Origin of the sequence: Duganella sp. P38 (genome assembly GCF_050859475.1) — a bacterium.
Taxonomy (GTDB): domain Bacteria; phylum Pseudomonadota; class Gammaproteobacteria; order Burkholderiales; family Burkholderiaceae_D; genus Rugamonas.
The window spans coordinates 4,870,769-4,896,648 of the sequence record NZ_CP193936.1; the positions used below are offsets into that span (position 1 = coordinate 4,870,769).

The 25,880-nt window shown below is 66.1% G+C and carries 19 protein-coding genes and 4 pseudogenes; 12 read left to right on the forward strand and 11 right to left on the reverse strand.

The annotated features are described in order from the left end of the window. Positions 1 to 133 precede the first annotated feature (133 nt). Positions 134 to 772, forward strand: coding sequence for a glutathione S-transferase family protein (locus ACRQ5J_RS22675; protein WP_432380016.1), 639 nt, complete (start codon positions 134 to 136; stop codon positions 770 to 772). A 16-nt stretch (positions 773 to 788) separates the two neighbouring features. After that, positions 789 to 1,127 carry a hypothetical protein gene (locus tag ACRQ5J_RS22680; protein ID WP_432380017.1) on the forward strand — a complete coding sequence of 113 codons (339 nt, stop codon included), beginning with the start codon at positions 789 to 791 and terminating at the stop codon, positions 1,125 to 1,127. Here ACRQ5J_RS22680 and ACRQ5J_RS22685 read toward each other — a convergent pair. The 3 genes and pseudogenes from ACRQ5J_RS22685 to imuA form a co-directional block, all read right to left on the reverse strand. After that, on the reverse strand, positions 1,124 to 1,882 hold the full coding sequence (locus tag ACRQ5J_RS22685; protein ID WP_432380019.1) for an alpha/beta hydrolase family protein: 759 nt from the start codon (positions 1,880 to 1,882) through the stop codon (positions 1,124 to 1,126). The two genes, ACRQ5J_RS22680 and ACRQ5J_RS22685, sit on opposite strands and share 4 nt — an antisense overlap. A gap of 9 nt (positions 1,883 to 1,891) precedes the next feature. Then, positions 1,892 to 3,369: pseudogene (locus ACRQ5J_RS22690) on the reverse strand (Y-family DNA polymerase). Continuing rightward, positions 3,299 to 3,991, reverse strand: a complete 693-nt coding sequence (gene imuA / locus ACRQ5J_RS22695; protein ID WP_432380021.1) for a translesion DNA synthesis-associated protein ImuA — start codon at positions 3,989 to 3,991, stop codon at positions 3,299 to 3,301. The pseudogene ACRQ5J_RS22690 and the gene imuA overlap by 71 nt, the downstream one beginning before the upstream one ends. Before the next feature lie 108 nt (positions 3,992 to 4,099). Between imuA and ACRQ5J_RS22700 the strand changes: the two are divergent. After that, positions 4,100 to 5,352 (forward strand): annotated as a pseudogene (locus tag ACRQ5J_RS22700) (putative Na+/H+ antiporter). Positions 5,353 to 5,359: 7 nt separating this feature from the next. On the opposite strand, the gene ACRQ5J_RS22705 reads toward ACRQ5J_RS22700, so the two are convergent. Next, complete coding sequence (locus tag ACRQ5J_RS22705) at positions 5,360 to 6,409, reverse strand: extracellular catalytic domain type 1 short-chain-length polyhydroxyalkanoate depolymerase (RefSeq protein WP_432380022.1); 1,050 nt, start codon at positions 6,407 to 6,409, stop codon at positions 5,360 to 5,362. 66 nt (positions 6,410 to 6,475) lie between these two features. After that, complete coding sequence (gene hrpA, locus ACRQ5J_RS22710; protein WP_432380023.1) at positions 6,476 to 10,636, reverse strand: ATP-dependent RNA helicase HrpA; 4,161 nt, start codon at positions 10,634 to 10,636, stop codon at positions 6,476 to 6,478. 338 nt (positions 10,637 to 10,974) lie between these two features. Here hrpA and argA point away from each other — a divergent pair. Continuing rightward, positions 10,975 to 12,284: pseudogene (gene argA, locus ACRQ5J_RS22715) on the forward strand (amino-acid N-acetyltransferase). A 35-nt stretch (positions 12,285 to 12,319) separates the two neighbouring features. Beyond that, positions 12,320 to 12,592 carry an oxidative damage protection protein gene (locus ACRQ5J_RS22720; RefSeq protein ID WP_072781290.1) on the forward strand — a complete coding sequence of 91 codons (273 nt, stop codon included), beginning with the start codon at positions 12,320 to 12,322 and terminating at the stop codon, positions 12,590 to 12,592. A gap of 91 nt (positions 12,593 to 12,683) precedes the next feature. Here the strand turns inward: ACRQ5J_RS22720 and rpiA are convergent, their stop codons facing one another. Further along, complete coding sequence (rpiA, locus tag ACRQ5J_RS22725) at positions 12,684 to 13,361, reverse strand: ribose-5-phosphate isomerase RpiA (RefSeq protein ID WP_432380025.1); 678 nt, start codon at positions 13,359 to 13,361, stop codon at positions 12,684 to 12,686. Positions 13,362 to 13,564: 203 nt separating this feature from the next. Between rpiA and ACRQ5J_RS22730 the strand changes: the two are divergent. Further along, positions 13,565 to 13,801: pseudogene (locus ACRQ5J_RS22730) on the forward strand (response regulator); the annotation flags it as partial. A gap of 88 nt (positions 13,802 to 13,889) precedes the next feature. Beyond that, positions 13,890 to 14,366 carry a DUF6265 family protein gene (locus ACRQ5J_RS22735; protein WP_432380027.1) on the forward strand — a complete coding sequence of 159 codons (477 nt, stop codon included), beginning with the start codon at positions 13,890 to 13,892 and terminating at the stop codon, positions 14,364 to 14,366. Here the strand turns inward: ACRQ5J_RS22735 and ACRQ5J_RS22740 are convergent. Then, on the reverse strand, positions 14,348 to 15,184 hold the full coding sequence (locus ACRQ5J_RS22740; RefSeq protein WP_432380029.1) for a helix-turn-helix domain-containing protein: 837 nt from the start codon (positions 15,182 to 15,184) through the stop codon (positions 14,348 to 14,350). The two genes, ACRQ5J_RS22735 and ACRQ5J_RS22740, sit on opposite strands and share 19 nt — an antisense overlap. A gap of 89 nt (positions 15,185 to 15,273) precedes the next feature. Here ACRQ5J_RS22740 and ACRQ5J_RS22745 point away from each other — a divergent pair, with 89 nt between their 5' ends. Then, positions 15,274 to 16,692 (forward strand): cytochrome P450, encoded by a 1,419-nt coding sequence (locus ACRQ5J_RS22745; RefSeq protein ID WP_432380031.1) that lies wholly within the window; start codon positions 15,274 to 15,276, stop codon positions 16,690 to 16,692. Between the two features lie 73 nt (positions 16,693 to 16,765). Beyond that, positions 16,766 to 17,077, forward strand: a complete 312-nt coding sequence (locus tag ACRQ5J_RS22750) for a hypothetical protein (protein ID WP_432380033.1) — start codon at positions 16,766 to 16,768, stop codon at positions 17,075 to 17,077. A gap of 3 nt (positions 17,078 to 17,080) precedes the next feature. Here ACRQ5J_RS22750 and ACRQ5J_RS22755 read toward each other — a convergent pair whose 3' ends face one another. Further along, a complete protein-coding gene (locus ACRQ5J_RS22755; protein ID WP_432380035.1) occupies positions 17,081 to 17,794 on the reverse strand; it encodes an NAD(P)H-dependent oxidoreductase in 714 nt (237 codons plus the stop codon). Positions 17,795 to 17,875: 81 nt separating this feature from the next. Here ACRQ5J_RS22755 and ACRQ5J_RS22760 point away from each other — a divergent pair, with 81 nt between their 5' ends. Then, complete coding sequence (locus tag ACRQ5J_RS22760; protein ID WP_432380037.1) at positions 17,876 to 18,769, forward strand: LysR family transcriptional regulator; 894 nt, start codon at positions 17,876 to 17,878, stop codon at positions 18,767 to 18,769. Positions 18,770 to 18,842: 73 nt separating this feature from the next. On the opposite strand, the gene eda is transcribed toward ACRQ5J_RS22760, so the two are convergent. Together eda and edd are read right to left on the reverse strand one after the other, a co-directional pair. Further along, positions 18,843 to 19,469, reverse strand: coding sequence for a bifunctional 4-hydroxy-2-oxoglutarate aldolase/2-dehydro-3-deoxy-phosphogluconate aldolase (gene eda / locus ACRQ5J_RS22765; protein ID WP_432380039.1), 627 nt, complete (start codon positions 19,467 to 19,469; stop codon positions 18,843 to 18,845). Position 19,470: 1 nt separating this feature from the next. After that, complete coding sequence (gene edd, locus ACRQ5J_RS22770; RefSeq protein ID WP_432380041.1) at positions 19,471 to 21,393, reverse strand: phosphogluconate dehydratase; 1,923 nt, start codon at positions 21,391 to 21,393, stop codon at positions 19,471 to 19,473. 213 nt (positions 21,394 to 21,606) lie between these two features. Here edd and pgi point away from each other — a divergent pair, with 213 nt between their 5' ends. After that, on the forward strand, positions 21,607 to 23,259 hold the full coding sequence (pgi, locus tag ACRQ5J_RS22775; RefSeq protein ID WP_432380043.1) for a glucose-6-phosphate isomerase: 1,653 nt from the start codon (positions 21,607 to 21,609) through the stop codon (positions 23,257 to 23,259). A gap of 104 nt (positions 23,260 to 23,363) precedes the next feature. After that, entirely contained in the window at positions 23,364 to 24,260 is an 897-nt protein-coding gene (locus ACRQ5J_RS22780; protein ID WP_432380045.1) for an SMP-30/gluconolactonase/LRE family protein, read from the forward strand. A 9-nt stretch (positions 24,261 to 24,269) separates the two neighbouring features. On the opposite strand, the gene ACRQ5J_RS22785 is transcribed toward ACRQ5J_RS22780, so the two are convergent. Next, positions 24,270 to 25,781 carry a methyl-accepting chemotaxis protein gene (locus ACRQ5J_RS22785; RefSeq protein ID WP_432380047.1) on the reverse strand — a complete coding sequence of 504 codons (1,512 nt, stop codon included), beginning with the start codon at positions 25,779 to 25,781 and terminating at the stop codon, positions 24,270 to 24,272. Between the last annotated feature and the right edge of the window lie 99 nt (positions 25,782 to 25,880).

Sequence of the window (25,880 nt, forward strand, 5' to 3'; positions counted from 1 at the left end):
CTCTGAGGCGTTCCATGGATTCCCGCCTTCGCGGGAATGACGCGCGCAAGGCGGGAGGAGGCGGCAGCGCTACCGCGCGCTGCCTTGCGGCCGCATCGATTATCGTTATGAAAATTCATCGCGAGGATTGTTCATGCTAACGCTGCACACCTGGACCACGCCCAACGGGCGCAAAATCCCCATCATGCTGGAAGAACTGGGCCTGGAATACAACATCCTGACCGTCGACATCAGCAAGGGCGAACAATTCAAGCCGGAATTCCTGGCGCTCTCCCCCAACAACAAAATCCCCGCCATCGTCGAAACCGACAACGACGGCAACAGCTTCAGCATCTTTGAAAGCGGCGCCATCCTCACCTATCTGGCCGAGAAGACCGGCAAGCTGCTGCCCGCCGCCGGGCCCGAGCGCTACAAGGTGCTGGAGTGGCTGCACTGGCAGATCGGCGGCCTCGGCCCGATGCTGGGCCAGCTCGGCTTTTTCGCCATCCGCTCGGAGCAAAAATCGACGCTGGCCATCGACCACTTCGTCGAGGAAGCCGACCGCCTGCTGGGCGTGATGGACAAGCAACTGTCGAAGCACAGCTACATCGCCGGCGAAGCCTACAGCATCGCCGACATCGCCTGCTATCCGTGGGCCGTGGGCGTGCTGGACAAGCTGAAACCGGCGCTGGGCGACCGTGTGGCCAGCAAGCCGCACCTGCTGCGCTGGCTCGACCTGATCGGCGCGCGGCCGGCCGTGCAGCGCGGCATGGCTTTACCGAAAGTGGACTAGGCTGTATGCTGCGCCCATGAACAATGATACCGACATCCAGCTCAGCGGCCCGTTCAAGGCCACCGACGGCTCCGGCCGTGCTCACGACGCCAAGGCGATCCGCATCTTCGACGAGGGCTATGGCGCCATCGACGTCTATGTCGATTTCAAGGCGCCCATCGCCGGCCTGCACAAGGACAAGGCGCTGATCGCTGCCGTGGTGGCGCAGCTGCGCACCGTCGGCTACAAGGGCCCCGAGCTGACCGCCGGCGATCCGGTGTTGCAGGAAGGCCGCCTGCTGGTTCTGGAGGCGCCGGACGAATTCAACGTCTTCGCCGCCAGCAAGGGCTGGAAAGACCTGTCGGAAGACTTCTAAAACAGGTAGCGGTCCGCCCACGTCGCGATGAGGTTGGCGACGTAGACCGCGTCCTCGCGCCTGGTCAGCAGGTGGTCTGCGTTGTCCAGCGAGATAAAGCTTTTCGGATGCCTGGCGGCGGTGAAAATCTCCATCGCGTTGTTGAGGCTGACGGTGTCGTCGCCCGGCGCATGCATCACCAGCAAGGCGCGGCGCAGTCCGGCGATCTTGCCCTTCAAATCATGCCCGCCCGCATCCTCGACGAACTGTTGCTTGATGCGGAACGGACGCCCCGCCAGTTGCACCAGCGCCTCGCCCTCGCGCGCGATTTCCTCCAGATGATGGCCGAACATGCTGTTGACATAGGCCGGGCTGCTCGGCGCGGCAATCGTCACCACCGCCTTGACCTCCGGCATGTGTTCTGCCGCCGCCAGCACGGCCGCGCCGCCCAGGCTATGGCCGACAAGCAAGGCCGGCCCCTGCCAGGCCGCGCGCATGAACCCGGCGGCGGCGACCAGATCGGCCAGGTTGGACGAGAAATTGGTGTCGGCAAACTCGCCCTCGCTCGCGCCCAGGCCGGTGAAGTCGAAGCGCAGCACGGCCACGCCGTGTTCGGTCAGCGCTTCCGCCACGCGTCGCGCGGCCAGCACGTCCTTGCCGCAGGTGAAGCAGTGGGCGAACAGCGCATAAGCCTTGATTTCGCCATCGGGCGCATCGAGCCGCGCCGACAGCGTATGCCCGTGCGCGCCAATGAATTCTTGTCGTTGTGATTTCATCCGCATACTTTACCCGAAGAGGCCGTGCAGATACCAGCGCGTCTCGGGCTCGGTGGCGCTGGCGTCGCGCTGCTTGAACAGCCAGTAGTGCGCATGGTCTTCCCCTTCGGCCATGAAGTAATCGCGGGTTTGCATCGTGCTCCACCAACCGGCCTCGATGCGCTCGCCGGTCGAACGCAGCCGCAGCGCCGAGCCATAGTAGGGACGGTGATCGCGCATCAGCAGCGGAATCGGGTTCGGCAGCAGCCACGCCGGGCGCGGCAGGCTGGTCACGTCCTGCGGCAACTGCGCGCGCACCTCGGCCGGGCGGATTTTTCCTGGATGCTGCGCCAGACGTTGGCCTGCTCGGGACGGTAATCGGCGCTCGGCGCGGCTTGCAGCACATTGTCCGCGCCCAGCCGCGCGGCCAGCAGCTCCAGCAGCCGCTGCCAGTCTTCCTTGCTGCCGCCCGGCTCGGGGAACAGCGATTCGCTGGGCGGCGCCATCGGCTGCACCTGCGGCGCTTCGAGCGCCAGGCCGATGACGGGCGCGTCCAGTTCCTGCTTGGCCAGGCGCTCCTTCAGCAGGCGCACCAGATGGCCGTCTTGCCACGTCGGCTCGGCCAGCGCGACTTCAATCACGGTCGGCGGGCCGGCGGTGCGGCCGCGTTCGTGCTCCAGCAGCAGGTGGATGCGCTCGACCGCCAGCTGGCGCGCACTGAGCCAGCCGGTCAGCTGCAACACCAGCCGCTGCGCGCCAGACAGCAGCGCCTCGGCGTTTTCCACGCGGTCGAACAGTTCCAGCCTGGCGCGGAAGCTGGCCGGCGCCTCCAGCCATTGATGCATTTCGGGACGGGCGCCATGCGCGTCGTCGAGCATGTCGAGCAAGGCGCGGCCGCAGCGGCGCTGCAATCCCGGCCGCGGCAGGCCGCGCAGCTGGCCCAGCGTCAGGCAACCGATGCCCTCCATCCAGCTCAGATAAGGCCGGGCCGGCGGCAGCACGCCGACCGGCAGGTGCGCGATGCGCCGCTCCAGCGACGCCATCTTTAAAGCGCGGCCGGCATTGCAGCGCGCCAGCAGCCAGGCGCCGCGCGCAGTCGGCGCGCAGCCGAGGGAACCGGTAAAGCCCAGCGCGCGCACGCTGCCGGCCACCTTGCGGCACAGCGCGCGGATGCCGCCGAACAGCCGCAGGCTGGCGCCGACATCGAGCAGCAGCGTCGCTTCCTCCGCCTCCGCCAGCTGCGGCGTGAATTGCAGCAGCGCCATCGCCACCGCCTGCAGGGCCTCCGCCTCCAGCGACAGCGAACGCTCCTGAAACTGCGATTGCGGCGCCAGCATGATGGCGCCGCCGCGCCGCAAGCCCGGCCGCACGCCTGCCGCATGGGCCGCAGCCGACAAGGCGACGACGCGCTCCTGCTCCAGCACCACCGTGCAATGGTCAGCCGACCAGCGTGGGCAGAACACTTCGAGCGGGAGCCGTGGCAGGTGTAGAGCGATCCAGAGGCGCATGGCGTTGAAGCAAAGCAGGAGTTAAGGGAAGGAACAAAGGCGCGTCACGCTGCGGCCCGCGTCGCTTGACGAAGCCGATGTCCACGCCGCCGGCCACCGGCCTGAGCGACAGCCGCAACGGCGCCGGCGAGGCGTCCTGCGCCGCCGCCAGTGGCCGCAGCATGCAGAACAGCGTCTCGCCGCTCTGCGCCGCCAGATGCAGGCGCCGCAGCGTTTCGCCGCGCATATTTTTCTGCCAGAACAGCAAGGCGCCGCAACATCCGCTGCGCAGGATTTGCTCGGCGGCCCACAGCGCATCGCTGGCCTTGGCGCCGCTGCGCACCCACAGCAGTTGCGACGGCTCCAGCCCCAGCGCGGCCAGCGCCAGCGACTGCGGCGCGTAAGGCGGCTGCAACAGCACGATCGGACGCTTGCCCAGCGCCGCCAGCGCCGGCTGCAACAGGCGCAGCTCGCCAATGCCGTGCTGCTGCACCAGCAAATCGATCAGCGTGCCCAGCGGCCAGCCGCCGCCGGGCAGCTGCGCGGACAAGGCGGCAAAGCCTGTGTCCATGCAGCGCGTAGCGCTGTGGGCGAGTTGATCCGCCCGCCACAAGGACGGGTGCAGGGTTTCCGGGAGTGTCATGGCATTGTACCGCAAATACTGTATAAATACACAGTACTACTCGCACCGTAGTTTGGCAAGGCTTATCTGCTGTACCATGCGACTGGAATCATTATCAAAGGACGCACCTTGCAAACGATACAACTGGTTGGCGCCATCCTCTTCGCCCTGGCGTTGCTGCACACCTTCAGCGCCAGGTTTTTGAACAGCTGGCGCAGCGCCACCCGCGCCACGCCGGGCTGCTGCACCTGCTGGGCGAGGTCGAGGTGGTGTTCGGTTTCTGGGCCTTCATCCTGATGATAGCGCTGGCCCTGCTCAACGGCGGCCAGGTCGCCATCGCCTATGCCGAATCGCGCCAGTACACCGAACCGCTGTTTGTGTTTGTGGTGATGGTGGTGGCGGCGTCGCGCCCGGTGATGGAGATCGTGCAGCGCGTGCTGCTGGCCGTCGCCCGCGTGATGCCGGTGCCCACGGAACTGGCGCTGGCGTGGCTGGGCCTGGCGCTGGTGCCGCTGACCGGTTCGCTGATCACCGAGCCGGCCGCGATGACGCTGGCGGCGCTGATGCTGGCGCCGCTGATCTTCCGCGACGGCATGCCGGAGTGGCTGAAGTACGGCGCGCTCGGCGTGCTGTTCGTAAACATCTCCATCGGCGGCATGCTGACCTCCTACGCCGCGCCGCCGGTGCTGATGGTGGCCGCCACCTGGAACTGGGATACCGCCTACATGGCCGCGCACTTCGGCTGGAAGGCGGCGATCGCGGTCGCCATCAACGCCACGGCCGTCAGCTTCCTGTTGCGCAGGCATCTGCGCGCGCCGGCTGAAGCCGCCGCATCCCCGGCGTCGCCGGCGGTGCCGCTGGCGGTGATGCTGATCCACCTCGGCTTCCTGGCGGCGGTGGTGGTGCTGGGCCACCATCCGGTGCTGTTCCTCGGCGTCTTCATGCTGTTCCTCGGCTTCACCACCGCGTACCAGCGCTATCAAAGCCCGCTGATCATCAAGGAAGGCCTGCTGGTCGGCTTCTTCCTGGCCGGGCTGGTGGTGCTGGGCGGGATGCAGCAATGGTGGCTGCAACCGATCGTCGAAAGCCTGTCGCCGCTGGCCCTGTTCTTCGGCGCCATGAGCCTGACGGCGATCACCGACAACGCCGCCCTCACCTATCTCGGCTCGCTGATCGACGGCATGTCGGCCGAAGCGCAATACATGCTGATGGCGGGCGCGGTTACCGGCGGTGGCCTGACGGTGATCGCCAACGCCCCCAATCCTGCCGGCGCGGCGCTGCTGCGGCACGGCTTCCGCGACCAATCGATCGGCGCCCTCGGCCTGCTGACTGGCGCCCTGGCCCCCACCGCCGTCGCCGCCCTGGCCTTCCTGCTGCTTTGATCGCAGCCTAAACGCGTCGGTGGCGGGCGAAAAACGCCAGCATCATTTTGCTGGCATTCGGGCCGGCGCGGTCATTGAACTTGAATGCCGGGTCGCCGCCGCTCCAGGCGTGTTCCAGCTTGCCGACCTGGGCGACGCGCAGCAGCAGCTTGCGGCCGTCGTAATAGTCGAGCAGGCGGTAATGGCGCTTCTGCGTGACCCTGGCTGGTTCCGATAAGCGGTTCAGCAGCAGGCTTTGGCGGGTCAGCTGGACTTGGTTGATGGATTTGACGACATTGTCGCTTTCACCCTGAAACAGGATGGCGGGCATGCCGGGGAACTGGCCATGACGTTGCAGAAGCACGTGGGCGGCGATGTCGGCGCCCATGCCGAGGGCGCCGTTTTTCATCACGCTCAATGCGCCCAGCGAGTTGTGTCCGGTGCCGAACACCGGGCCTGAGTGCAGGCCGACAGCGGCGAACAGCTGCGGGTAATTCAACGCCAGGATGTTGGCCATGCCGGCGCCGGCCGATATGCCGGCGACGTAGATGCGCGAACGGTCGATGTCATATTGCGTCAGCACTCTCTGGATGATGCCGATGATGGTGAGCGCGTCGCCGCCGCCTTCCTGTGTGGCGCGGTCGTACCATTTCCAGCAGCGGTGCGGATGGCTGCTCACCAGTTGCTGAGGATAGAGGACCGCGCACCCCATTTTTTCCGCGTGGAGGTTCATGCGCGTGCCTTGCGCGAACTGCGTGGCGGTCTGCTGGCAGCCGTGCAGCATGACGACCAGCGGCATGCCCTTTTCAGGGCGATTGTTGGGCAGGTAAAGCCAGTAGCTCATGCGCTGCCCGGTCGCATTGGGCACATGGCCGGACAGCCATTTCCCCGGTGCGGCGACGGGGGCCGACGCAGCCGACGCCACGCGCGCCCCGGCCGGCGGCGCTGGCGATGCCGGCGCGGCGCGGGGCTTGCGCGGCTTGCGTGGCGGCGGCGGTGTCGCGGCGGCGGCGAATAGCTTTGCCGTGCGCGTGCCGGCGCGGATCAGACTACGCAGCAGCTTCCCGGTCTTCACCATCGCGACGCCCTCCTGTTGCCAAACAGTCTAGCGGAATGCCGCGCCGCCGCGCGTTCGCTACCGCGCTTAGCGCAGCATCGATTCCCACACTTTCTGCAAGCGCTTGGCCGATACCGGCATCGGCGTGCGCAGCTCCTGGGCGAACAGCGAGACGCGCAACTCTTCCAGCATCCAGCGGAACTCCACCATCTTCGGATCGGTGTTCTTGCCGGCCGACTTGTCGCGGCTCGCGCGCAGATAGGCCGCCGCGGCCTGCTGCCATTCGGCCATCAGTTTGGTATCGCGGGCTGGATCGCCGCGCAGCTTTTCGATCCGCACATTCATCGCCTTCAGATAGCGCGGGAAGTGCGACAGCTGGCTGTACTCGTTCTCCTGCAGGAAGCGTTTGTGCACCAGGCCTTGCAGCTGTTGCTGCATGTCCTGCGCCGCCTGTTGCGGCAGGCCTTGCAGGCGTTTCGGCAGGCCGTGGAATTCGGTCAGCACTTGCGACAGCAGGCGCGCGATCTCGTTCACCAGCAGCACCAGGCGCGATTTGCCTTCGTCCTTACGCTTGGCGAAAGTGGCGGCGTCGATCGGCAGCGGGTCTTGCAGGCAGGCGATGTCCAGCGCTTTGTTGATGATCTGTTCGCGCAGTTCTTCCTGCGTGCCCATGCTCATGAACTGCATGCCCATTTGTTGCAGGTTGGGGATGCTCTTTTCGATGAACTTGATCTGGTCCTTCATTTGCAGGGCGAACAGGCGGCGCAGGCCGACGCGGTGCGTGCGCGCGGCAACCGTTGGGTCATCGAAGACTTCGAGGTCGCAGTGGCTGCCTTTGTCGACCAGCGCCGGGAAGCCGATCAGGGTTAGCTTGCCTTGGGCGATTTCCAGTAGTTCCGGCAGTTCGCCGAAGGTCCACGAGGTGAGGTTGGTGAGGGTGATGTTGTTGGTTGCTGCTGCGGGCGATGCCGGCGCGGCATGGGCTCCCGCCTTCGCGGGAGCGACGGTGCCTGCCGGTGCGGCGGTGCCTGCCGGTGCCGATTTCGCCGGCACCACGGCGCGCGCGGCAACGCTGGACTGGGGACCGGAGGCTTCCGCCATTTTCTGGAAGCTCTCGCGCGCCTGCGTGCCGTATTCCGCTTGCAGCGTCGCCAGGTTGCGGCCCATGTCCAGCTGGCGGCCATGCTCGTCGATCACCTTGAAGTTCATGAAGTGGTGCGCGGCCAGCGTCTCCGGCTTGAAGTCGGTGGTCAGCGGCGTGATGGTGATCTGCTGGCGGATGTCGGCGATGATCGCGTCAATCAGCTCGCCACGGCCGAAAGCATGCTTTTCCTCGATGCGCTCGCAGAATTTCGCCGCGTATTCCGGCAGTGGCACGCAGTGGCGACGCAGCTTCTGCGGCAGGGATTTCAGCAGCAGATGCACCTTCTCCTTCAGCATGCCCGGCACCAGCCACTCGCAACGCTCGCGCGACAGCTGGTTCAGCGCATACAGCGGCACCGCCAGCGTCACGCCATCGCGCACGCTGCCCGGTTCGAAGTGATAGGTCAGCGCCAGCTCCAGGCCGGAGACGTTCATCTTCTTCGGGAACAGGTCGGTGGTCACGCCGGCCGCCTCGTGGCGCATCAGTTCATCGCGGTTCAGGAACAGCAGCTTCGGTTCCTGGGCCGTGGCGTCCTTGTGCCATTTCTCGAAGCCGGCGCCGTTCACCACGTCGGCCGGAATCAGCTTGTCGTAGAAGGCGGCGATCAGCTCATCGTCCACCAGCACGTCCTGGCGGCGCGACTTGTGTTCGAGGTTCTCGATCTCTTTAATCAGCTTGTGGTTGTGGGCGAAGAACGGCGCGCGCGTCTCGTAGTCGCCGCCGACCAGCGCATCGCGGATGAAGATTTCGCGCGCTTCCGCCGGATTGAACAAGCCATAGTTGATGCGGCGCTGGCTGTACACCACCAGCCCGTACAAGGTGGCGCGCTCGGACGCGGTGACCTGCGCCGACCGCTTTTCCCAGCGCGGCTCGCCCCACGATTTTTTCAGCAGATGGCCGCCGACCTTCTCCAGCCACTCCGGCTGGATCTGGGCGATGCAGCGCGCGTACAGGCGCGTGGTGTCCACCAGCTCCGCCGCCATGATCCATTTGCCGGGCTTTTTGCTCAGCGAGGAACCCGGCCAGATATTGAACTTGATGCCGCGCGCGCCGAGGAAGCCCGGATCGTCTTCCTGCTTGAAGCCGACGTTGCCCAGCAGGCCAGTCAGCAGCGCCATGTGCAGGTTCTCGTAGGTGGCCGGCGCTTCGTTCAGGCGCCAGCCCTGCTCTTTCACAATCGTCAGCAGCTGCGAGTGCACGTCGCGCCATTCGCGCAGGCGCAGCTGCGACAGGAAGTTGGCGCGGCAGTTGTCCTGCAGCTGGCGATTGGTCTTCTTGTGTTCAATCGCGTTTTCGAACCACTTCCAGATCTTGATATAGCTGAGGAATTCGGACTTCTCGTCGGCGAACTTTTTATGCGCTTCGTCAGCGGCCTGCTGGTGTTCCAGCGGCCGGTCGCGCGGGTCCTGCACCGACAGCGCGGAGGCGATGATCAGCACTTCGTTCAGGCAGACGTTGTCCAGCGCGGCCAGGATCATGCGGCCGACGCGCGGGTCCAGCGGCAGCTTGGCCAGCTTTTTGCCGAGTGGCGTGATCTGGTTGTATTCATCGACCGCGCCCAGCTCCTGCAACAGCTGGTAGCCGTCGGCGATGGCGCGCGCCAGCGGCGGCTCGATGAACGGGAAAGTCTCGACGTCGGCCAGGTGCAGGGTCTTCATGCGCAGGATGACGGAGGCCAGCGACGAGCGCAGGATTTCCGGCTCGGTGAATTTAGGCCGCTGCAGGAAGTCCTGTTCGTCGTACAGGCGGATGCAGACGCCGTCGGCCACGCGGCCGCAGCGGCCGGCGCGCTGGTTGGCGGCCGATTGGGCGATCGGCTCGATCTGCAGCTGCTCGACCTTGTTGCGGTAGCTGTAGCGCTTCACGCGCGCCAGGCCGGCGTCCAACACGTAGCGGATGCCGGGCACCGTCAGCGAGGTTTCGGCCACGTTGGTGGACAAGACGATGCGGCGCGCGTTGGTAGGTTTGAACACGCGCTCCTGCTCCTCGGCCGAGAGGCGGGCGAACAGCGGCAGGATTTCCACGTGCGGCGGATGGTGCTTGCGCAGCGCTTCGGCGGTGTCGCGGATTTCGCGCTCGCCGGGCAGGAACACCAGGATGTCGCCGGAGCCGATGCGCGCCAGTTCGTCGACGCCGTCGACCACCGCGTCCATCAGGTCGCGCTTTTCGCGGGCGGCGGCGGTGCGCGCGCCCTTGCCTTCGGCGTTGGCGATGGCGGCGGCGTTGGCGCCGGCCGGAACGTCGCTTTCGATCGGGCGGTAGCGCACTTCCACCTTGTACAGGCGGCCGGATACCTCGATCACCGGCGCCGGCTTCTCCGGCGTGCCGAAGTGGCGCGCGAAGCGGTCGGCGTCGATGGTGGCCGAGGTGATGATGATCTTCAGGTCGGGGCGGCGCGGCAGCAGCTGCTTCAGGTAGCCGAGCAGGAAGTCGATGTTCAGGCTGCGCTCGTGCGCCTCGTCGATGATGATGGTGTCGTAGGCCTTGAGCAGCGGGTCGCTTTGCGTTTCGGTCAGCAGGATACCGTCGGTCATCAGCTTGACGGAGGCGCCTTTTTGCAGCGTGTCGGCAAAGCGCACCTTGAAGCCGACGTGCTCGCCGAGCGGCGAGCCCAGCTCCACGGCGATGCGCTTGGCGGTCGACGAGGCGGCGATGCGGCGCGGCTGGGTGTGGCCGATCAGGCCTTTCTGGCCGCGGCCCAGCTCCAGGCAGATTTTCGGCAGCTGGGTGGTTTTGCCGGAGCCGGTTTCACCGGAGACGATGATGACCTGGTTATTTTGCAGCGCCTCGGCGATTTCGTGGCGGCGGCCCGAGACCGGCAGGTCCTCCGGGAAGGTGATCGGCGGCAGCGGATTGCGGAAATTGCGCTCGGCCTCGCGCGCGGCCTGTTCTTCCGGCGTCAGCCGCGGCCGCGGTTCGCGAGGCGGCTTGCGGGGGCGTCGGGGCGGGGGGGCGTCCGTCGTCCGAACGTGGCGTGCGAACGCCGTCCGAAGGCGGCGTGCGCCCGTCGTCGGCGCGTGGGGTACGTCCGTCGTCGGTGCGTGGGGTGCGCGCGTCGTCGGAACGTGGCGTGCGCCCGTCGTCGGAACGCGGCGTGCGCCCATCGTCGGGGCGTGGTGTGCGTCCGTCGTCGGCGCGTGGGGTGCGCCCGTCGTGGCCGCGAGGCATGCGCGCGTCGTCGGAACGTGACGTGCGCCCGTCGTCGGAACGTGGCGTGCGCCCGTCGTCGGAACGCGGCGTGCGCCCGTCATTCCCGCGCAGGCGGGAATCCATACTTTGCTTCCGCTCCTGCGCTCCTTGGGTTCCCGCCTTCGCGGGAACGACGAGGTGGGGGCGTTTTGGGGCCGTTCAGACGGTTTTTGTGGCTTGTTGCTGGCTTCTGACATTGTTTTTTACAAAGGTATTTGGCGCGGACGTCGCACCCCGAATTATAATGCGGCTAATGGAAAACCCTACCCAATTCGTCCAATGGCTGCGCTCCGTCGCGCCCTACATCCACGCTTTCCGTGGCAAGACCTTCGTGGTCGCCTTCCCAGGTGAACTGGTGGCCGCCGGCGCCTGCCGGTGCTGGCCCACGACCTCTCGCTGCTGCACGCGCTCGATATCAACGTCACCGTCGTCTACGGCTCGCGGCCGCAGGTGGCCGAACAGCTGGCCCTGCGTAACGTCGAAGGCCGCTTCCACAACGGCGTACGGATCACCGACACCGCCGCCATGGAGTGCGCCAAGGAAGCCGCCGGCGAACTGCGCCTCGACATCGAGGCCGCGTTCAGCCAGGGCCTGCCGAACACGCCGATGTCCAACGCAGCCATCCGTATCATTTCCGGCAACTTCATCACCGCCCGCCCGCTCGGCGTGATCGACGGCGTCGACCTGGAGCTGACCGGCGTGACCCGCAAGGTCGACGCCGAAACCATCCACTCCATCCTCGGCTCGGACGGCCTGGTGCTGCTGTCGCCGCTGGGCTTCTCGCCGACCGGCGAGGCCTTCAACCTGACCATGGAAGACGTGGCCTGCAGCGCCGCCATCGCGCTGCACGCCGACAAGCTGATCTTCATCACCGAAACGCCGCTGATGACCGACGCCAGCGGCGCCGAAATCCGCGAACTGTCGTCGCACCAGGCCGAGGCCGTGCTGCAGGCCGGCTTCCTGCCGGACGCCACCGCGTTCTACCTGAAGCACTGCATCAAGGCCTGCGACAACGGCGTCGAGCGCTCGCACATCGTCTCGTTCGACATGGACGGCTCGGCGCTGCTGGAACTGTTCACCCACGACGGCGTGGGCACCATGATCTCGCACGAGAACCTGGAATCGCTGCGCCCGGCCACCATTGAGGACGTCGGCGGCATTATCAAGCTGATCGAGCCGCTGGAAGCCGACGGCACGCTGGTCAAGCGCGGCCGCGAGCTGATCGAGCGCGAAATCGACCTGTTCTCGGTGATCGACCACGATGGCGTGCTGTTCGGCTGCGCCGCGCTGTATCCGTTCCCGGAGCAGAAAATGGCCGAAATGGCATGCCTGACCGTCAACCCGGAAGTGCAAGGCCAGGGCGACGGCGACCGCATCCTCAAACACATGGAAAACCGCGCGCGCGCCATGGGCATCCAGAAACTGTTCGTGCTGACCACCCGCACGGCGCACTGGTTCATCAAGCGCGGCTTCCATCCGGCCGCCGTGGACGCGCTGCCCAAGGACCGTCAGCGCATGTATAACTGGCAGCGCAAATCCCAGGTTCTGATTAAAACCTTATAATCACTATTTTACAGATAGCTTTAGGAGCAACCCACATGGCCCGCACCGTTCAATGCATTAAACTCAACAAGGAAGCCGAGGGCTTGGACTTCCCGCCGTATCCGGGCGAACTGGGCAAGAAGATTTACGAGCAGGTGTCGAAGGAAGCCTGGGCCGCGTGGCTCAAGCACCAGACCATGCTGGTCAATGAGAACCGCCTGAACCTGGCCGACCAGCGCGCCCGCAAATACCTGGCGACGCAGATGGAAAAACACTTCTTCGGCGACGGCGCCGACGCCGCACAAGGCTACGTGCCGCCGACCGAGTAAGCCCTCCCCGTCGTCCCCGCGCAAGCGGGGACCCATGCTGCGTGTGCTGTCCAGCGTTCCATGGGTTCCCGCCTGCGCGGGAACGACGCCGTTAGAACTTCAGCGTTTTCACACCTTCCGCCGTGCCCAGCAGGCACACATTGGCGCCGCGCGCGGCAAACAAGCCCACCGCGATCACGCCCACGACCTGATTGATCTGCGCTTCCAGCGCCTTCGGATCGGTAATCGACAGGCCCGCCACATCCAGCAGATAGCCGCCGTTATCGGTCACAAACGCCTCTTCCGTGCCCGGCTTCAGGCGCAGCTTCGGCGTGCCGCCCAGCTTGGCCAGCGCGCGCGCCACCGACGCGCGCGCCATCGGGATCACTTCCACCGGCAGCGGGAACTTGCCCATCACGTCCACCAGCTTGGAACCGTCGGCGATGCAGACGAACTGTTTCGATACCGAAGCGACAATCTTTTCACGCGTCAGCGCCGCGCCGCCGCCCTTGATCATCGCGCCCGAGGCGTCGATTTCGTCGGCGCCGTCGATGTAGACGGCGATTTCCGCCACATCGTTCAGGTCGAACACTTCGATGCCATGGCCGCGCAGGCGCGCGGCGGTGGCTTCCGACGAGGCCACGGCGCCCTTGATCTTGTGCTTGATCTTGGCCAGTTCGTCGATGAAGAAGTTGGCGGTGGAGCCGGTGCCGACGCCGATGATCTGGTTTTCCACCACATAGTCGATGGCGGAGCGGGCTACGGCTTGTTTCAGTTCGTCTTGGGTCATGATAAATGCTTAAGAGATGGGGAAATCGAATCGCGCTATTTTACCATCCCGTTTTTGGTGAATAACCGTACAAAGAATGCAACACGGCTGACCGGAAACGCCGGCCGATGTGCGAAAATTCCTCAAAAGAGTCGCCGTGGAAGAGAGACATGACCAGCACGAAAACCGTCCTGATAGTCGATGACAGCCGCGTATCGCGGATGATGGCGCGCCAGTACATCGCCGGCCTGCACCCCGGCTGGCACGTCGAGGAAGCCGGCAGCGGCGAGGAGTCGCTGCTCAAGGCGCGCCAGGCGCCACCGGACCTGGTGCTGATGGACCTCAACATGCCCGGCATGGGCGGCATCGCCGCCGCCGAACAGCTGCGCAAGGAATTTCCGGGCGTGCCGATTTCGCTGCTGGCGGCCCACGTCCAGCCAGCCGCGCGCGAACGCGCCGCCGCCCTGCGCCTCGGCTTTGTCGACAAGCCGGTCACCGAAGCGCGCATCGTCCAACTACTTGCCGCGCTGCGGCTTCCTGAGGACCATCATGCACAAGATCCTGATGTTGTTGGCGCTGGCCTCGGCCGGCGCGCACGCCGCCCCGCTGGACCAGCTGGCGTGGCTGAGCGGCTGCTGGACGCTGGACAAGGGCGAACCCGGCTCGGTGGAGCAATGGACGGCGCAGGTGGACGGCTCGATGATGGGCATGAGCCGCACCGTCAAGGGCGGCAAGGTGGCCAACTATGAATTCATGCGCATCACCACCGCCAACGACGACGCGGTGATCTTCCACGCGCAGCCATCGGGACAGGAGGCCGCCAGCTTCACCGCCACCACGCTGACGGCGACCGAGGTGGTATTTGAAAGCGCCGGCCACGACTTCCCGCAGCGCGTCAGCTACCGCCACCGGCCGCCGGCGGCGCTGCACGCGGCGGTCGAGGGCACGCACCAGGGCAAGACGATGCGCATCGACTTCCCGATGACGCGCGCGGCCTGCCCCGGCCCTCAGGTCCAGACGCGATAAATCCAGTAACTCTCGTCGCTGGAGGCCAGCAGGCGCACCAGCTCCAGCGGGCTATGGCCGGTGATTTCGCGCGCCTCGCGGCACAGGTGCGCCTGGTCGGCATAGCCGCCGCGCGCAGCGATGTCCGTCCACACGGCCTTGCCGGCCAGGTATTTGTCGCGCGCTTCAAAGAAGGAGTGTTCGGCGCGTTGAAGGCGCAGCAGCTTGCGCATCGGCTGGCCGGCGCGCAGCTTGATGCGGCGCTCGATATTGCGCACGCCGCGTCCCAGCGCGGTATCGGCGGCTTGCGCCGCCAGGTGCCGCACCCAGTCGCCGGCCGCCGCGCCGGCGCCACCGGGACGCACGGCTTGCCAGCGCTGCGCGAGAAAGCCTTCCAGCCTGGCCAGGCGCGCCTCGTCGCTCTGCGGCGCCAGCAGGTCGCGCGACAGCGCCTCCCATTCCGCGCCCAGCACCTGCCCCGCCGGCGCCCAGCGGTCCAGCCACTGCGAAGTGTCGATGCCGCACAAGGCATGCAGCACCTGCGGGTAAAAGATCACCATCAGCATGCGCACCGGGCCGGGATTGTAGGTGGTGACGGGGCGGCTTTGCGGGCCGCAGAACACGGCGCGGAACTGGTCCTGCATCACCTCGGGCGGATCGACCACCTCGACCTCGCCTTCGATGTAGAAGGTGATCGAGCAATGCGGCGTGGCCGGATAATGGTTGTAGCGGTCCTTGCGCTCTTCCAGCGGCGTTTCGAAGGTGCTGCGCACAACATAGGCGCGCACGCAGGACGCCAGCGCCTTGCGGGGAAAGATCAATCGGGTGGGCGATGTCATGGCGGCTAGTGTATACCAATGTCGTAAACGTTCAATACAGCCGGCGCGGGCCAGCGCACAATGAGGCATCCTCATTCTGGAAAGCCGTCATGCTGAACACCAACGCCACCAACGAGCTTCGCCACATGAACGCGCTGCCGGGACCACGTCCGTGGCCGCTGGCCGGCAACCTGCCGCAATTGCGGCCGCTGCGCGTGCATCAGCAGGTGGAGGCGTGGGCGCGGCAATACGGGCCGCTGTTCCGCATGACCTTCGGCCGCACGCCGTTGCTGGTGGTGGCGGACCATGAACTGGTCAGCGCCGTGCTGCGCGACCGGCCGGACGGCTTCCGCCGGCCTTCGGTCACGGCCCGCGTCTCCGACGAGATGGGCGGGCGTCCCGGCGTTTTCAACGCCGAGGGCGCGGCCTGGCGCGACCAGCGGCGCATGGTGATGGCGGCATTGGCGCCGCATGCGGTAAAGGCTTACTTCCCTTCGCTGGTCAGCGTGGCGTTGCGCTTGCGGGCGCGCTGGCAAGGCGCCGCGCGCGACGGCGTGGCGATCGACCTGGCGGAAGACCTGAAACGCTACAGCGTGGACATCATCGCCGGACTGGCGTTCGGCACCGAGGTCAATACCATCGACGGCGGCGAAGACGTAATCCAGCGTCACCTTGATGTGGTGCTGCCGGCGGTGGCGCGCCGCTCGCTGGCGCTGTTCCCGTACTGGCGCTACGTGCGGCTGCCGCAAGACCGCCGCCTCGATGTCAGCCTGCGGGCAATCGACCGCGCGGTCGATGAACTGATCGCGACCGCCCGCGCGCGGTTGGCGGCGCAGCCCGAGCGTCGCGCGCGCCCGGCCAATCTGCTCGAAGCGATGATTTGCGCGGCCGACGAAGGCGGCAGCGGCGTCGATGATGTGGCGGTGGCCGGCAATGTCACCACCATGCTGCTGGCCGGCGAGGACACCACCAGCAACACGCTGGCGTGGATGCTGTACCTGTTGCAACGTAACCCGGCCGCCATGCGCGAAGCACAACAGGAGGTCATGCGCATCGCGCCGGATGCGCGCGCTTTCACCATCGAGCAGATGGACGCGCTGGATTATCTCGAAGCCTGCGCGCAGGAAGCCATGCGCCTCAAGCCGGTGGCGCCCTTCCTGCCGCTGGAAGCGCTGCGCGACAGCGTGGTCGGCGACGTGCGCGTCCCCAAGGGCGGCCTGATTTGGTGCGTGATGCGCAACCACAGCGTGTCGGAGTCCCATGTGCCGCAGGCGGCGGCGTTCCAGCCGGAGCGATGGCTGCGGCGCGACGCCGGCGCCATCGACAAACATCTTTCGATGCCGTTCGGCGCCGGCGTGCGGACGTGCCCCGGCCGCTATCTCGCGCTCCTCGAAATCAAGATCGCCAGCGCCATGCTGCTGTCCAGCTTCCGCATCGAGTCCATCGACACCGTTGACGGCCGCGAGGCGGAAGAACGGATGGCCTTCACCATGTCGCCCATCGGCTTGCGCATGCGCTTGCAACACTAGCCTGTTGCAAGGCTGTTTCGCGCGCGCCGCATGCGTGCTAGGCTGTTCTGCACAGGCCAGATGGAGACGCGCGATGCGGTTTAAATTTGAAACCCGCAGGCAGGGGCGGTGCTTCGCCGAGAGCGAGCACGATGACGATGCGATCCGCGTCGAGATCTGGTACGACCAGAATACCGATCCGAAGAAAGTCGAATACCTGCTGCACATCCGCGATGAACCCTTGCCCAAGCAGATCACCGAGGCGGGCGCTTTGCAGGACGCCACCCGCATCGCCATCAATCACTTCCAGGCCACCAACACCAAGGACGGCGACGAATTCGAGATGCATTGCAGCCGCATCACCGCGCGCTGGGCCGGCACCATTTACACCAAGTTGGGCGGCTGACGGTCACTGCTCTGCGAGGTGGATTTCCATGCCGGTCGCGCCCGGCGCGATATGCTCTTTCAGCGTCAGCGCGGGAATCTCGTAGTCGCCGTCGTTCTGGCGGCGGAATGGAATCGGCGCGGCCGCTTGCAGCGTATCGAGCCGCCGCCCCAGCTCTTCGCAGGCATCGGCAAAGCGCGCCTGATCGACGCGGCTGGTGCGGTAGATCAGGAACGGCGGCAGCACCTGCATGCCCGAGTAGTACAGGATGCCGTGGTGGATCGGGAACAGCAGCTGTTCGATCGGGCCGTTGATGCCGCGCGCGCTGTAGTGCGGCTCCCAGCCGCCGGTGGTCACCATCAGCATCGCGCGCTTGCCCGCCAGCGTGCCGTCGCCGTAACGGTCGCCCCAGCGCTGGTCCGAATGCTCGCCGATGCCGTAGCCAAAGCCGTAGGAGTACACCCGGTCCACCCAGCCTTTCATAATGGCCGGCATGGTGAACCACCACAGCGGGAACTGGAAGATAACGGTGTCGGCCCACAGCAGCTTTTCCTGTTCGCGCTGCACGTCCGGGCCGGGCGTTTCGTTGGCTTCCAGCGTGGTTTTCCATTCCATGGCGTACAGGTCGGAAACCTGCACCGCGTGGCCGGCGGCTTGCAGGTGCGCGACGGCATAATCCTTCAACGCGCCGTTGAGCGAGCGTGAATCAGGATGGGCGTAGACAATAAGGACGTTCATATAAGGCTCCATGAGAAAAGCCCCAGCATAGGTGGCACTGCGGTATAGTAGAAATGAATTCCTTACATTCCAGCTATAGACATGCATAATCTCAGGCGCCTGGACCTCAATCTGCTGGTCACGCTCGACGTTCTGCTGGCCGAGCACAATGTCACGCGCGCGGCGGAGCGGCTGAACTTTTCCCAGCCCTCAATCAGCGTGCACCTGGCCAAGCTGCGCGATATCTTTGGCGATCCCTTGCTGTTGCCGGGGCCGCGCGGCATGCGGCCGACCGCGCGGGCGGAGGAGTTGCGCGAGCCATTGCGGCTGGCACTGGAGGCGCTGGGCCGTGCCGTCTCGCCATCGGCGCCCTTTGATCCTTTGCAGGCGCGGCATACCTGGCGCGTGGCAGCCACCGACTATGGCGAATCGACCATCCTGCTGCCGGCCATGGCGGGACTGCGCGGCGCGGCGCCGGGCACGCGGCTGGCGGTGCTGGAACTGGCGCCGGCGCATATCGCGCGCCAGGCCGAGCAAGGATTGATCGATCTCGCTTTCCACACGGCGCACGACGCGCCACAGGAATTGCGCCACCGCGTTCTGTTCAGGGAGAGCTATGTGCTGGCGGGACGGGACGGCCATCCACGCCTGAAACGGCGGCCGACGCTGAAACAGTTCTGCGAGCTGGAACACGTGATCGTGTCGCCGAACGGCGGCGGCTTCGCCGGCATCACCGACAAGGCGCTGGCGCAGGCCGGCCTGACGCGGCGCGTGGTGCTGTCGGTGCCGCACTTTCTGTTTGTGATTTCGGCGCTGGCCAGCACCGACCTGGTGGCGATGGTGCCGGAGCGGTTGGTGCGTGGCCACCCGGGCTTGCGGGTGGTGGCGCCGCCGGTCGATGTTCCCGGCTATGAGATGACGATGCTATGGCATGAGCGCGCGCATCGCGATCCGGCGCATCAATGGCTGCGCGAGCATATCGCCAGCCATCTATAACGTCGTCCCCGCGCAGGCGGGGACCCATGCTGAGCGAGCGCGCCATGGGTTCCCGCCTGCGCGGGAACGACGGTCAGGCGCGCAGGGCGCTGGCTGCTTTCGCCAGCTCGGTGATTTTGTCCCACTCGCCGTTAGCCATCAGGTCTTTCGGCGTCAGCCAGGAGCCGCCGACGCAGGCCACGTTTTTCAGCTTGAGGAACTGCGGCGCAGTCTCGATCGAGATGCCGCCGGTCGGGCAGAAGGTCACGTCCGGCAACGGGCCGCCGATGCCGTTCAACATGCCAACGCCACCCGCCGGCACCGCCGGGAACAGCTTGAGCTGCTTGAAGCCCTGCTCGCGCGCCACCATCACTTCCGACGGCGTCATCACGCCCGGCAGCAGCGGCAGGCCGCTGCTCTTGGCGGCGGCGATCAGCGCCGGGGTCAGGCCCGGCGACACGCCGAACACCGCGCCGGCGTCGCGCGCGGCGGCGAATTCCTCCGGCTGCGTCAGCGTGCCGACGCCGACGATGGCGCCTTCCACTTCGCTCATCGCCTTGATCGCGCCCAGGCCATGCTTGGTGCGCAAGGTGACTTCCAGCACGCGGATGCCGCCGGCCACCAGCGCTTTCGCCAGCGGTACGGCGTGGTCGGGATCATCGATCGCGATCACGGGGATCACGGCCGAGGTACGCATAATATCGAGCAGGGACAGGGTCATATCAGGCTTCTTTCTTGGTCGAGAAATCTTCGTCGGAACCCGGCACGGTATTACCGACCGGTTCTTTTTCATGCAGCTTCACCGTGGTGTGGATCGGCGACGGCAGCGGGAAAGTGGTAGCGCCCTGCTCCGCTTCGCTGACGCTGTTGCGGAACATCGAGAACAGCTCGCGCCCCATGCCCACCTGGTTGAGCGACATGTCGGCATGCGCCATCGAGCGCGCGTGCCAGGCGGCCGAATCGACCAGCGCTTCCAGCGTGCCGGTTTCGGCGCAAACCTTGATGATGTCGCCGTCGCGCACCAGGCCGAGCGGGCCGCCGGCCAGGATTTCCGGCGACACGTGGATCGCCGCCGGCACCTTGCCCGAGGCGCCGGACATGCGGCCGTCGGTCACCAGCGCCACCTTGCGGCCGGCGTCCTGCAGGTTGGCCAGCGCTGGCGTCAGCGCGTGCAGTTCCGGCATGCCGTTGGCGCGCGGGCCCTGGAAGCGGATCACGGCGACAAAGTCGCGGTCGAGCTGGCCGGCCTTGTAGGCGTCCATGAAATCTTCCTGCGAGTTGAACACCAGTGCCGGCGCTTCCACCGTGCGGTGCTGCGGCTTGACGGCCGACACCTTCATCACCGCGCGGCCCAGGTTGCCCTTCACCAGCACCATGCCGCCGTCCGGCGAGAATGCCGCCTCGTACTTGCGCAGCACCTTGTCGTCGCCCGACACCAGCGGCGCGTCCTTCCACACCACGCCCGCGCCGCCTTCGCCCAGGAACGGCTCGGCGCAGTGCGCGCGCAGGCCCTTGCCCAGGATGGTGGTGACGTCGTCGTGCAGCAGGCCCGCGTCCAGCAGCTCGCGGATGACGAAACCGGTGCCGCCGGCGGCGTGGAAGTGGTTCACGTCCGCTTCGCCGTTCGGGTAGATGCGGCACAGCAGCGGCACCACTTTCGACAGCTCGTCGAAGTCGTTCCAGTCGATCACGATGCCGGCCGCCTTGGCGATGGCCACCAGGTGCAGCGTGTGGTTGGTCGAGCCGCCGGTGGTCAGCAGCGCAACGATGGCGTTGACGATGGCCTTCTCGTCGACCACATGGCCGACCGGCAGGTATTCGTCGCCCTGGTCGCTGATGACGGCGGCGCGCTTGGCGGCGGCCTTGGTCAGCTCATCGCGCAGCGGCGTGTTCGGCGTGATGAAGGCGGCGCCCGGCAGGTGCAGGCCCATAACTTCCATCAGCATCTGGTTGGAGTTGGCGGTGCCGTAGAAGGTGCAGGTGCCGGCGCCGTGATACGACTGCGACTCGCCTTCCAGCAGCTCGGCGCGGCCTACCTTGCCCTGCGCGTAGAGCTGGCGGATCTTGGCCTTCTCGGAGTTCGACAGGCCGGAAGTCATCGGCCCGGCCGGCACGAATACCGCCGGCAGGTGGCCGAAGTGCAGCGCGCCGATCAGCAGGCCAGGCACGATCTTGTCGCACACGCCCAGGTACAGCGCCGCGTCGAACATATTGTGCGACAGCGCCACGGCGGTGGCCATGGCAATGGCGTCGCGCGAGAACAGCGACAGTTCCATGCCCGGCTGCCCCTGCGTGACGCCGTCGCACATTGCGGGCGTGCCGCCGGCAAATTGCGCCACGGCGCCGACTTCGCGCACGGCCTGTTTGATAATTTCAGGGAAACGCTCGAATGGCTGGTGCGCCGACAGCATGTCGTTGTAGGCCGAAACAATCGCCACCGACGGTTTCTTCACCTCTTTCAGCACCAGCTTGTCGTTGGCCGGGAAGGCGGCAAAGCCGTGCGCCAGGTTGGTGCAAGCCAGCGTGCCGCGCTGCGGACCCTTGACGCGGGCCGCTTCGAGATGGGCCAGATACGCGCCGCGCGAAGGTTTGCTACGCTGAATGACGCGGTTGGTGACAGTTTCCAGGACAGGGTGCAACGCCATGATCGTTCCTTATGAATGGATTCCGTGAAATTTTACTACAAAATCTGAAAGCCCATGGGCTTTTCTTAGATAGCTGGCAGAAGCTGGCGGGTTCGTAACACGGTCACATCATCCCTATTAGCGCTATAAAAAATCCGGTGTCCGGTTGAAACCGTAGTGAATTTACCGAATTTTCCTGTATCATTCTGCTATCCCCTTCCTACTCACAACATTATGCGCCAGCCTGCACTGACTTCCACCGCGAGCTTCCAAGCCCTTGCCTCCCACGCCGCCGATGCTAAAAACTGGCAACTGCGCCAGTTGTTCGCCAGCGACGCCCAACGTTTCCCCAAGCTGACGGTCGATGCGGCCGGCCTGTTCCTGGACTATTCCAAGAACCGCCTGGACGCCACCACCGTCGGCCTGCTGCTCGATCTGGCCAGGGAGCGCGGCGTGGAACGCCAGCGCGACGCCATGCTGAGTGGCGAGAAGATCAATCTTACCGAACAACGCGCTGTGCTGCACACCGCGTTGCGGATGCCGCGCGGCAAGAAATTGCTGGTGGACGGCCAGGACGTCAACGCCGACGTGCACGCGGTGCTCGATCACGTGAAGGAATTCACCGACCGCGTACGCAACGGCCAGTGGCTCGGCTACAGCGGCAAGCAGATCACCGACATCGTCAACATCGGCATCGGCGGCTCGGACCTGGGCCCGAAAATGGCCGTGCTGGCGCTGCGCTCGTATGCGCATCCGCGCCTGAAGACGCACTTCGTGTCCAACGTCGACGGCCATGACATGGATGCGGCGCTGGCGCAGGTCAACCCGGAGACGACGCTGTTCATCATCGCCTCCAAGACCTTCACCACCGCCGAAACCATGCTCAATGCGGGCACCGCGCGCACCTGGTTCCTGCAAAACGGCGGCACGCAAGAGGGCCTGGCCAAGCACTTCGTGGCCGTGTCGACCAACACCACGGCGGTGGCCGAATTCGGCATCGACACCGCCAATATGTTCCCGTTCTGGGACTGGGTTGGCGGCCGCTACTCGGTGTGGTCGGCGATCGGCCTGTCGGTGGCGCTGGCGGTGGGCTTCGGCTTCTTCAACGATTTCCTGGCCGGCGCGCATGCGATGGATGAACACTTCCGCGAGGCGCCGCTGGAACAGAACATGCCGGTGCTGCTGGCGATGGTCGGCTTCTGGAACCGCCAGTTCCTCAATGCCGGCTCGCTGTCGATCGCGCCGTATCACCAGGACCTGAGCCGCTTCCCGGCCTACCTGCAACAGCTGGACATGGAATCGAACGGCAAGCGCGTCACCCGCGGCGGCGGCGAGGTCGATACCGTCACCTGCCCGGTGGTGTGGGGCGAATGCGGCACCAATGCGCAGCATGCGTACTTCCAGTTGCTGCACCAGGGCACGGACGTGACGCCGATCGATTTCATCGCCGCGCTGCGCGCGACGCACGATCTGGCCGGCCATCACGACGCGCTGCTGGCCAACTGCTTCGCACAGTCGGAAGCCTTCATGACCGGCAAGACCGCCGACGAAGTGCGCGCCGACCTGGCGGGCCAGAACCTGAGCGCCGAGCAGGTCGAGGCGCTGGTGCCGCACAAGACCTTCCCCGGCAACCGTCCGTCCAACACCATCCTGATGGACCAGCTGACGCCGGGCGCGCTGGGCGCGCTGATCGCGCTGTATGAGCACAAGACCTTTGTGCAGGGCGTGATCTGGGACGTCAACAGCTTCGACCAGTGGGGCGTGGAGCTGGGCAAGGTGCTGGCCAAGAACATCCAGGCGGAGCTGACCGGCGAGGTCAAGCCCGAGCGTCATGACAGCTCGACCAACGGCCTGATTTTCATGGCGAAAGCAGCACAACACATCTAACCTTCCCCCGGTCATTCCCGCGCAGGCGGGAATCCATGCTGAGCGTTTCCCGCAAGCGCAACATGGGTTCCCGCCTGCGCCGGAACGACAGCTGATTGACAATGATGAACACTCAACAAATCAACGTAGCCTTTCAGACAGCCATGCAAACCGGCGAGTGCCCGCTGTGGCATCCGCGAGAGCAAGCCCTGTACTGGGTCGACATCCCCGCCTTCACGGTGCATCGGCTGCACCCCGCCAGCGGCGCGCACCGCGCGTGGAAGCTGGCCAGCGAGCCGGCCACGCTGGCCATCGCCGGGCAAGGCGGCCTGATTGTCGCCATGCGCAGCGGCTTCGCGCACCTGGACACCGGCAGCGAAGAGCTCAGGCTGACCGAAATCGTCGCCGCCCCTTACGATCAGGCGATCACGCGCTTCAACGATGGCCATGTCGATCCGGCGGGACGATTCTGGGTCGGCACCATCTACGAGCCGCGCGACAAGCCGGCGGCCGAGATGTTTGTGCTGGAGCGCGGCAAGCTGCGCACGGCGTGGTCGGGCGGCATGACCAACTCCAACGGCACCAGCTTCAGCCCGGACCAGAAAACCATGTACCACGCCGATACGGCGGCGCACCGCGTGTACCGCTACGACTACGATGTTGCCACCGGCACGGTGGCGAATCAGCGCGTGCTGCATCAGTTCTCGGCGGATAAGGAGAACAACTACGGCGGCCGTCCGGATGGCGCGGCCGTGGACAGCGAGGGCAATTATTGGGTGGCCATGTTTGAGGGCGCGCGCATCGTCAAGCTGTCGCCGGAAGGTGCGCTGCTGGGCGAGATCAGGCTGCCGGTGCGTTGCCCGACCATGCCGGCGTTTGGCGGGCCGGATTTGCGCACCCTGTATGTCACCAGCGCTGGCGCGCGCCCGGCGGCGGAGCTGGAACAGTATCCGCTGAGCGGCAAGCTGCTGGCGATTCAGATGGATGTGGCCGGCCGCGCCGAGCCTGACTACCAGGCCTGATCGGCCGCCTCACTGCCGCGCAGGCGGGAGTGCATGCGGCGCACGCCCGGCATGGGTCCCGGCCTTTGCCGGGACCACCGGCAGCGGTCCGCGCGCCGCACGGCCCTCCTCCAGCTTGAACGCCGACACCAGTGTCGTCAGATGCCGCGCCTCCTGCGCCAGCGCGTCGGCTGCGGCCGCATCCTGCTCCACCAGCGCCGCGTTCTGCTGCGTGGTTTCGTCAAACTCGACGATGGCGCTGTTGATGCGCTCTATGCCCTCGTTCTGCTCCTGGCTGGCGTTGCTCATCTCCCCCATGATGGCGGTCACGCGCCGCACGCTGTCGACCACCTCCAGCATCGTCGCCCCGGCCTCGTCGACCAGCTTGCTGCCACCGTCCACCGTCTGCACCGTGTTGCCGATCAACTCCTTGATCTCCCGCGCCGCGGCCGCCGAGCGGTGCGCCAGTGCGCGCACCTCGGACGCCACCACCGCGAAGCCGCGCCCCTGCTCGCCGGCGCGCGCCGCTTCCACCGCCGCGTTCAGCGCGAGAATATTGGTCTGGAACGCAATCCCGTCGATCACCGAAATAATGTCGACAATCTGCCGCGACGAGGCGTTGATCTCGCCCATGGTATCGACCACCTGCCGCACCGCCTCGCCGCCCTTGGCCGCGATGCGCGAGGCGCTTTGCGCCAGCGCGTTCGCCTCGCGCGCACTCTCGTTGTTCTGCCGCACGGTGGCGGCCAGCCGCGACATCGACGCCGCCGTCTGCTCGATGCCGCCGGCCTGGCGCTCGGTGCGGCGCGACAGCTCCGCGTTGCCCTGCGCGATTTCGCCGGAAGCGCCGGCGATCGTATTGGCGCCATCGCGCACGCCGGCGATGGTGTCGCGCATGGTGGCCAGCATCTCCAGCAGCTTGCGCGCCAGCCGGCTGCGCGGGCTGCCGCCGGCGGCAGACAAATCGATGTGCCCGTCGACGGCCGCCAGCGCCGAGACGATGCGCTCCAGCTCCGCCGCCTGGGTCGCCGCGCGGCGCAAAATGGTGGTCAGGAAGATCAGCACCGCCGACTCCACCACCACGTAGGCGGCGTGGATGAACACGGTCGACAATTGCGGCCGCGTGAAGCACATCACGCCGTAGCCCCACTCCTGCAAATAATGGAAGCTGAGGTGATGCACGGCGATCAGCGCCGCCGCCACCACGATCGGCCGCCAGTCGCGGTAGGCCAGCAAAAACGCCAGGTAGACAAAGATGCCGAAGTGCAGCTCGGTCAGGCCGTTGGCCTGGTGGATGTTGAGCGCCGCGAATACCATCACGGCGGCGCCGACCACGCAGCGCGTCAGCACCGAGCCGGGCGCGCTCAAGTGCAGCGCCGTCGGCACGCCGGCCGCCGGCAGGCCGATCATCAGCGCCAGCAGCCAGGTGTCGTTCAGGCCGGCCAGCGCCAGCGAGAACAGCTGCAAGGCCCACAGCACGCACAGCATCAGCTTGTCGGCCTGGACGGCAATCGCCTGCAAAGGGTCAAATCGATCAGTCATGGATCACTCCACGCTGGAGCGGCGGGCGCAATGCGACTGCACGCGCGCACGGCCCAGCTTATAATCTGCTTGTTGGACAGCGGCGGGGGCGTAACACAC

Excerpts from the sequence above, each read along its gene's own strand:
- ACRQ5J_RS22675 (WP_432380016.1), top strand. The coding sequence starts at position 134 with ATGCTAACGCTGCACACCTGGACCACGCCCAACGGGCGCAAAATCCCC.
- ACRQ5J_RS22680 (WP_432380017.1), top strand. The coding sequence starts at position 789 with ATGAACAATGATACCGACATCCAGCTCAGCGGCCCGTTCAAGGCCACC.
- ACRQ5J_RS22685 (WP_432380019.1), bottom strand. The coding sequence starts at position 1,882 with ATGAAATCACAACGACAAGAATTCATTGGCGCGCACGGGCATACGCTG.
- imuA (WP_432380021.1), bottom strand. The coding sequence starts at position 3,991 with ATGACACTCCCGGAAACCCTGCACCCGTCCTTGTGGCGGGCGGATCAA.
- ACRQ5J_RS22705 (WP_432380022.1), bottom strand. The coding sequence starts at position 6,409 with ATGGTGAAGACCGGGAAGCTGCTGCGTAGTCTGATCCGCGCCGGCACG.
- hrpA (WP_432380023.1), bottom strand. The coding sequence starts at position 10,636 with ATGGGCGCACGCCGCGTTCCGACGACGGGCGCACGCCACGTTCCGACG.
- ACRQ5J_RS22720 (WP_072781290.1), top strand. The coding sequence starts at position 12,320 with ATGGCCCGCACCGTTCAATGCATTAAACTCAACAAGGAAGCCGAGGGC.
- rpiA (WP_432380025.1), bottom strand. The coding sequence starts at position 13,361 with ATGACCCAAGACGAACTGAAACAAGCCGTAGCCCGCTCCGCCATCGAC.
- ACRQ5J_RS22735 (WP_432380027.1), top strand. The coding sequence starts at position 13,890 with ATGCACAAGATCCTGATGTTGTTGGCGCTGGCCTCGGCCGGCGCGCAC.
- ACRQ5J_RS22740 (WP_432380029.1), bottom strand. The coding sequence starts at position 15,184 with ATGACATCGCCCACCCGATTGATCTTTCCCCGCAAGGCGCTGGCGTCC.
- ACRQ5J_RS22745 (WP_432380031.1), top strand. The coding sequence starts at position 15,274 with ATGCTGAACACCAACGCCACCAACGAGCTTCGCCACATGAACGCGCTG.
- ACRQ5J_RS22750 (WP_432380033.1), top strand. The coding sequence starts at position 16,766 with ATGCGGTTTAAATTTGAAACCCGCAGGCAGGGGCGGTGCTTCGCCGAG.
- ACRQ5J_RS22755 (WP_432380035.1), bottom strand. The coding sequence starts at position 17,794 with ATGAACGTCCTTATTGTCTACGCCCATCCTGATTCACGCTCGCTCAAC.
- ACRQ5J_RS22760 (WP_432380037.1), top strand. The coding sequence starts at position 17,876 with ATGCATAATCTCAGGCGCCTGGACCTCAATCTGCTGGTCACGCTCGAC.
- eda (WP_432380039.1), bottom strand. The coding sequence starts at position 19,469 with ATGACCCTGTCCCTGCTCGATATTATGCGTACCTCGGCCGTGATCCCC.
- edd (WP_432380041.1), bottom strand. The coding sequence starts at position 21,393 with ATGGCGTTGCACCCTGTCCTGGAAACTGTCACCAACCGCGTCATTCAG.
- pgi (WP_432380043.1), top strand. The coding sequence starts at position 21,607 with ATGCGCCAGCCTGCACTGACTTCCACCGCGAGCTTCCAAGCCCTTGCC.
- ACRQ5J_RS22780 (WP_432380045.1), top strand. The coding sequence starts at position 23,364 with ATGAACACTCAACAAATCAACGTAGCCTTTCAGACAGCCATGCAAACC.
- ACRQ5J_RS22785 (WP_432380047.1), bottom strand. The coding sequence starts at position 25,781 with ATGACTGATCGATTTGACCCTTTGCAGGCGATTGCCGTCCAGGCCGAC.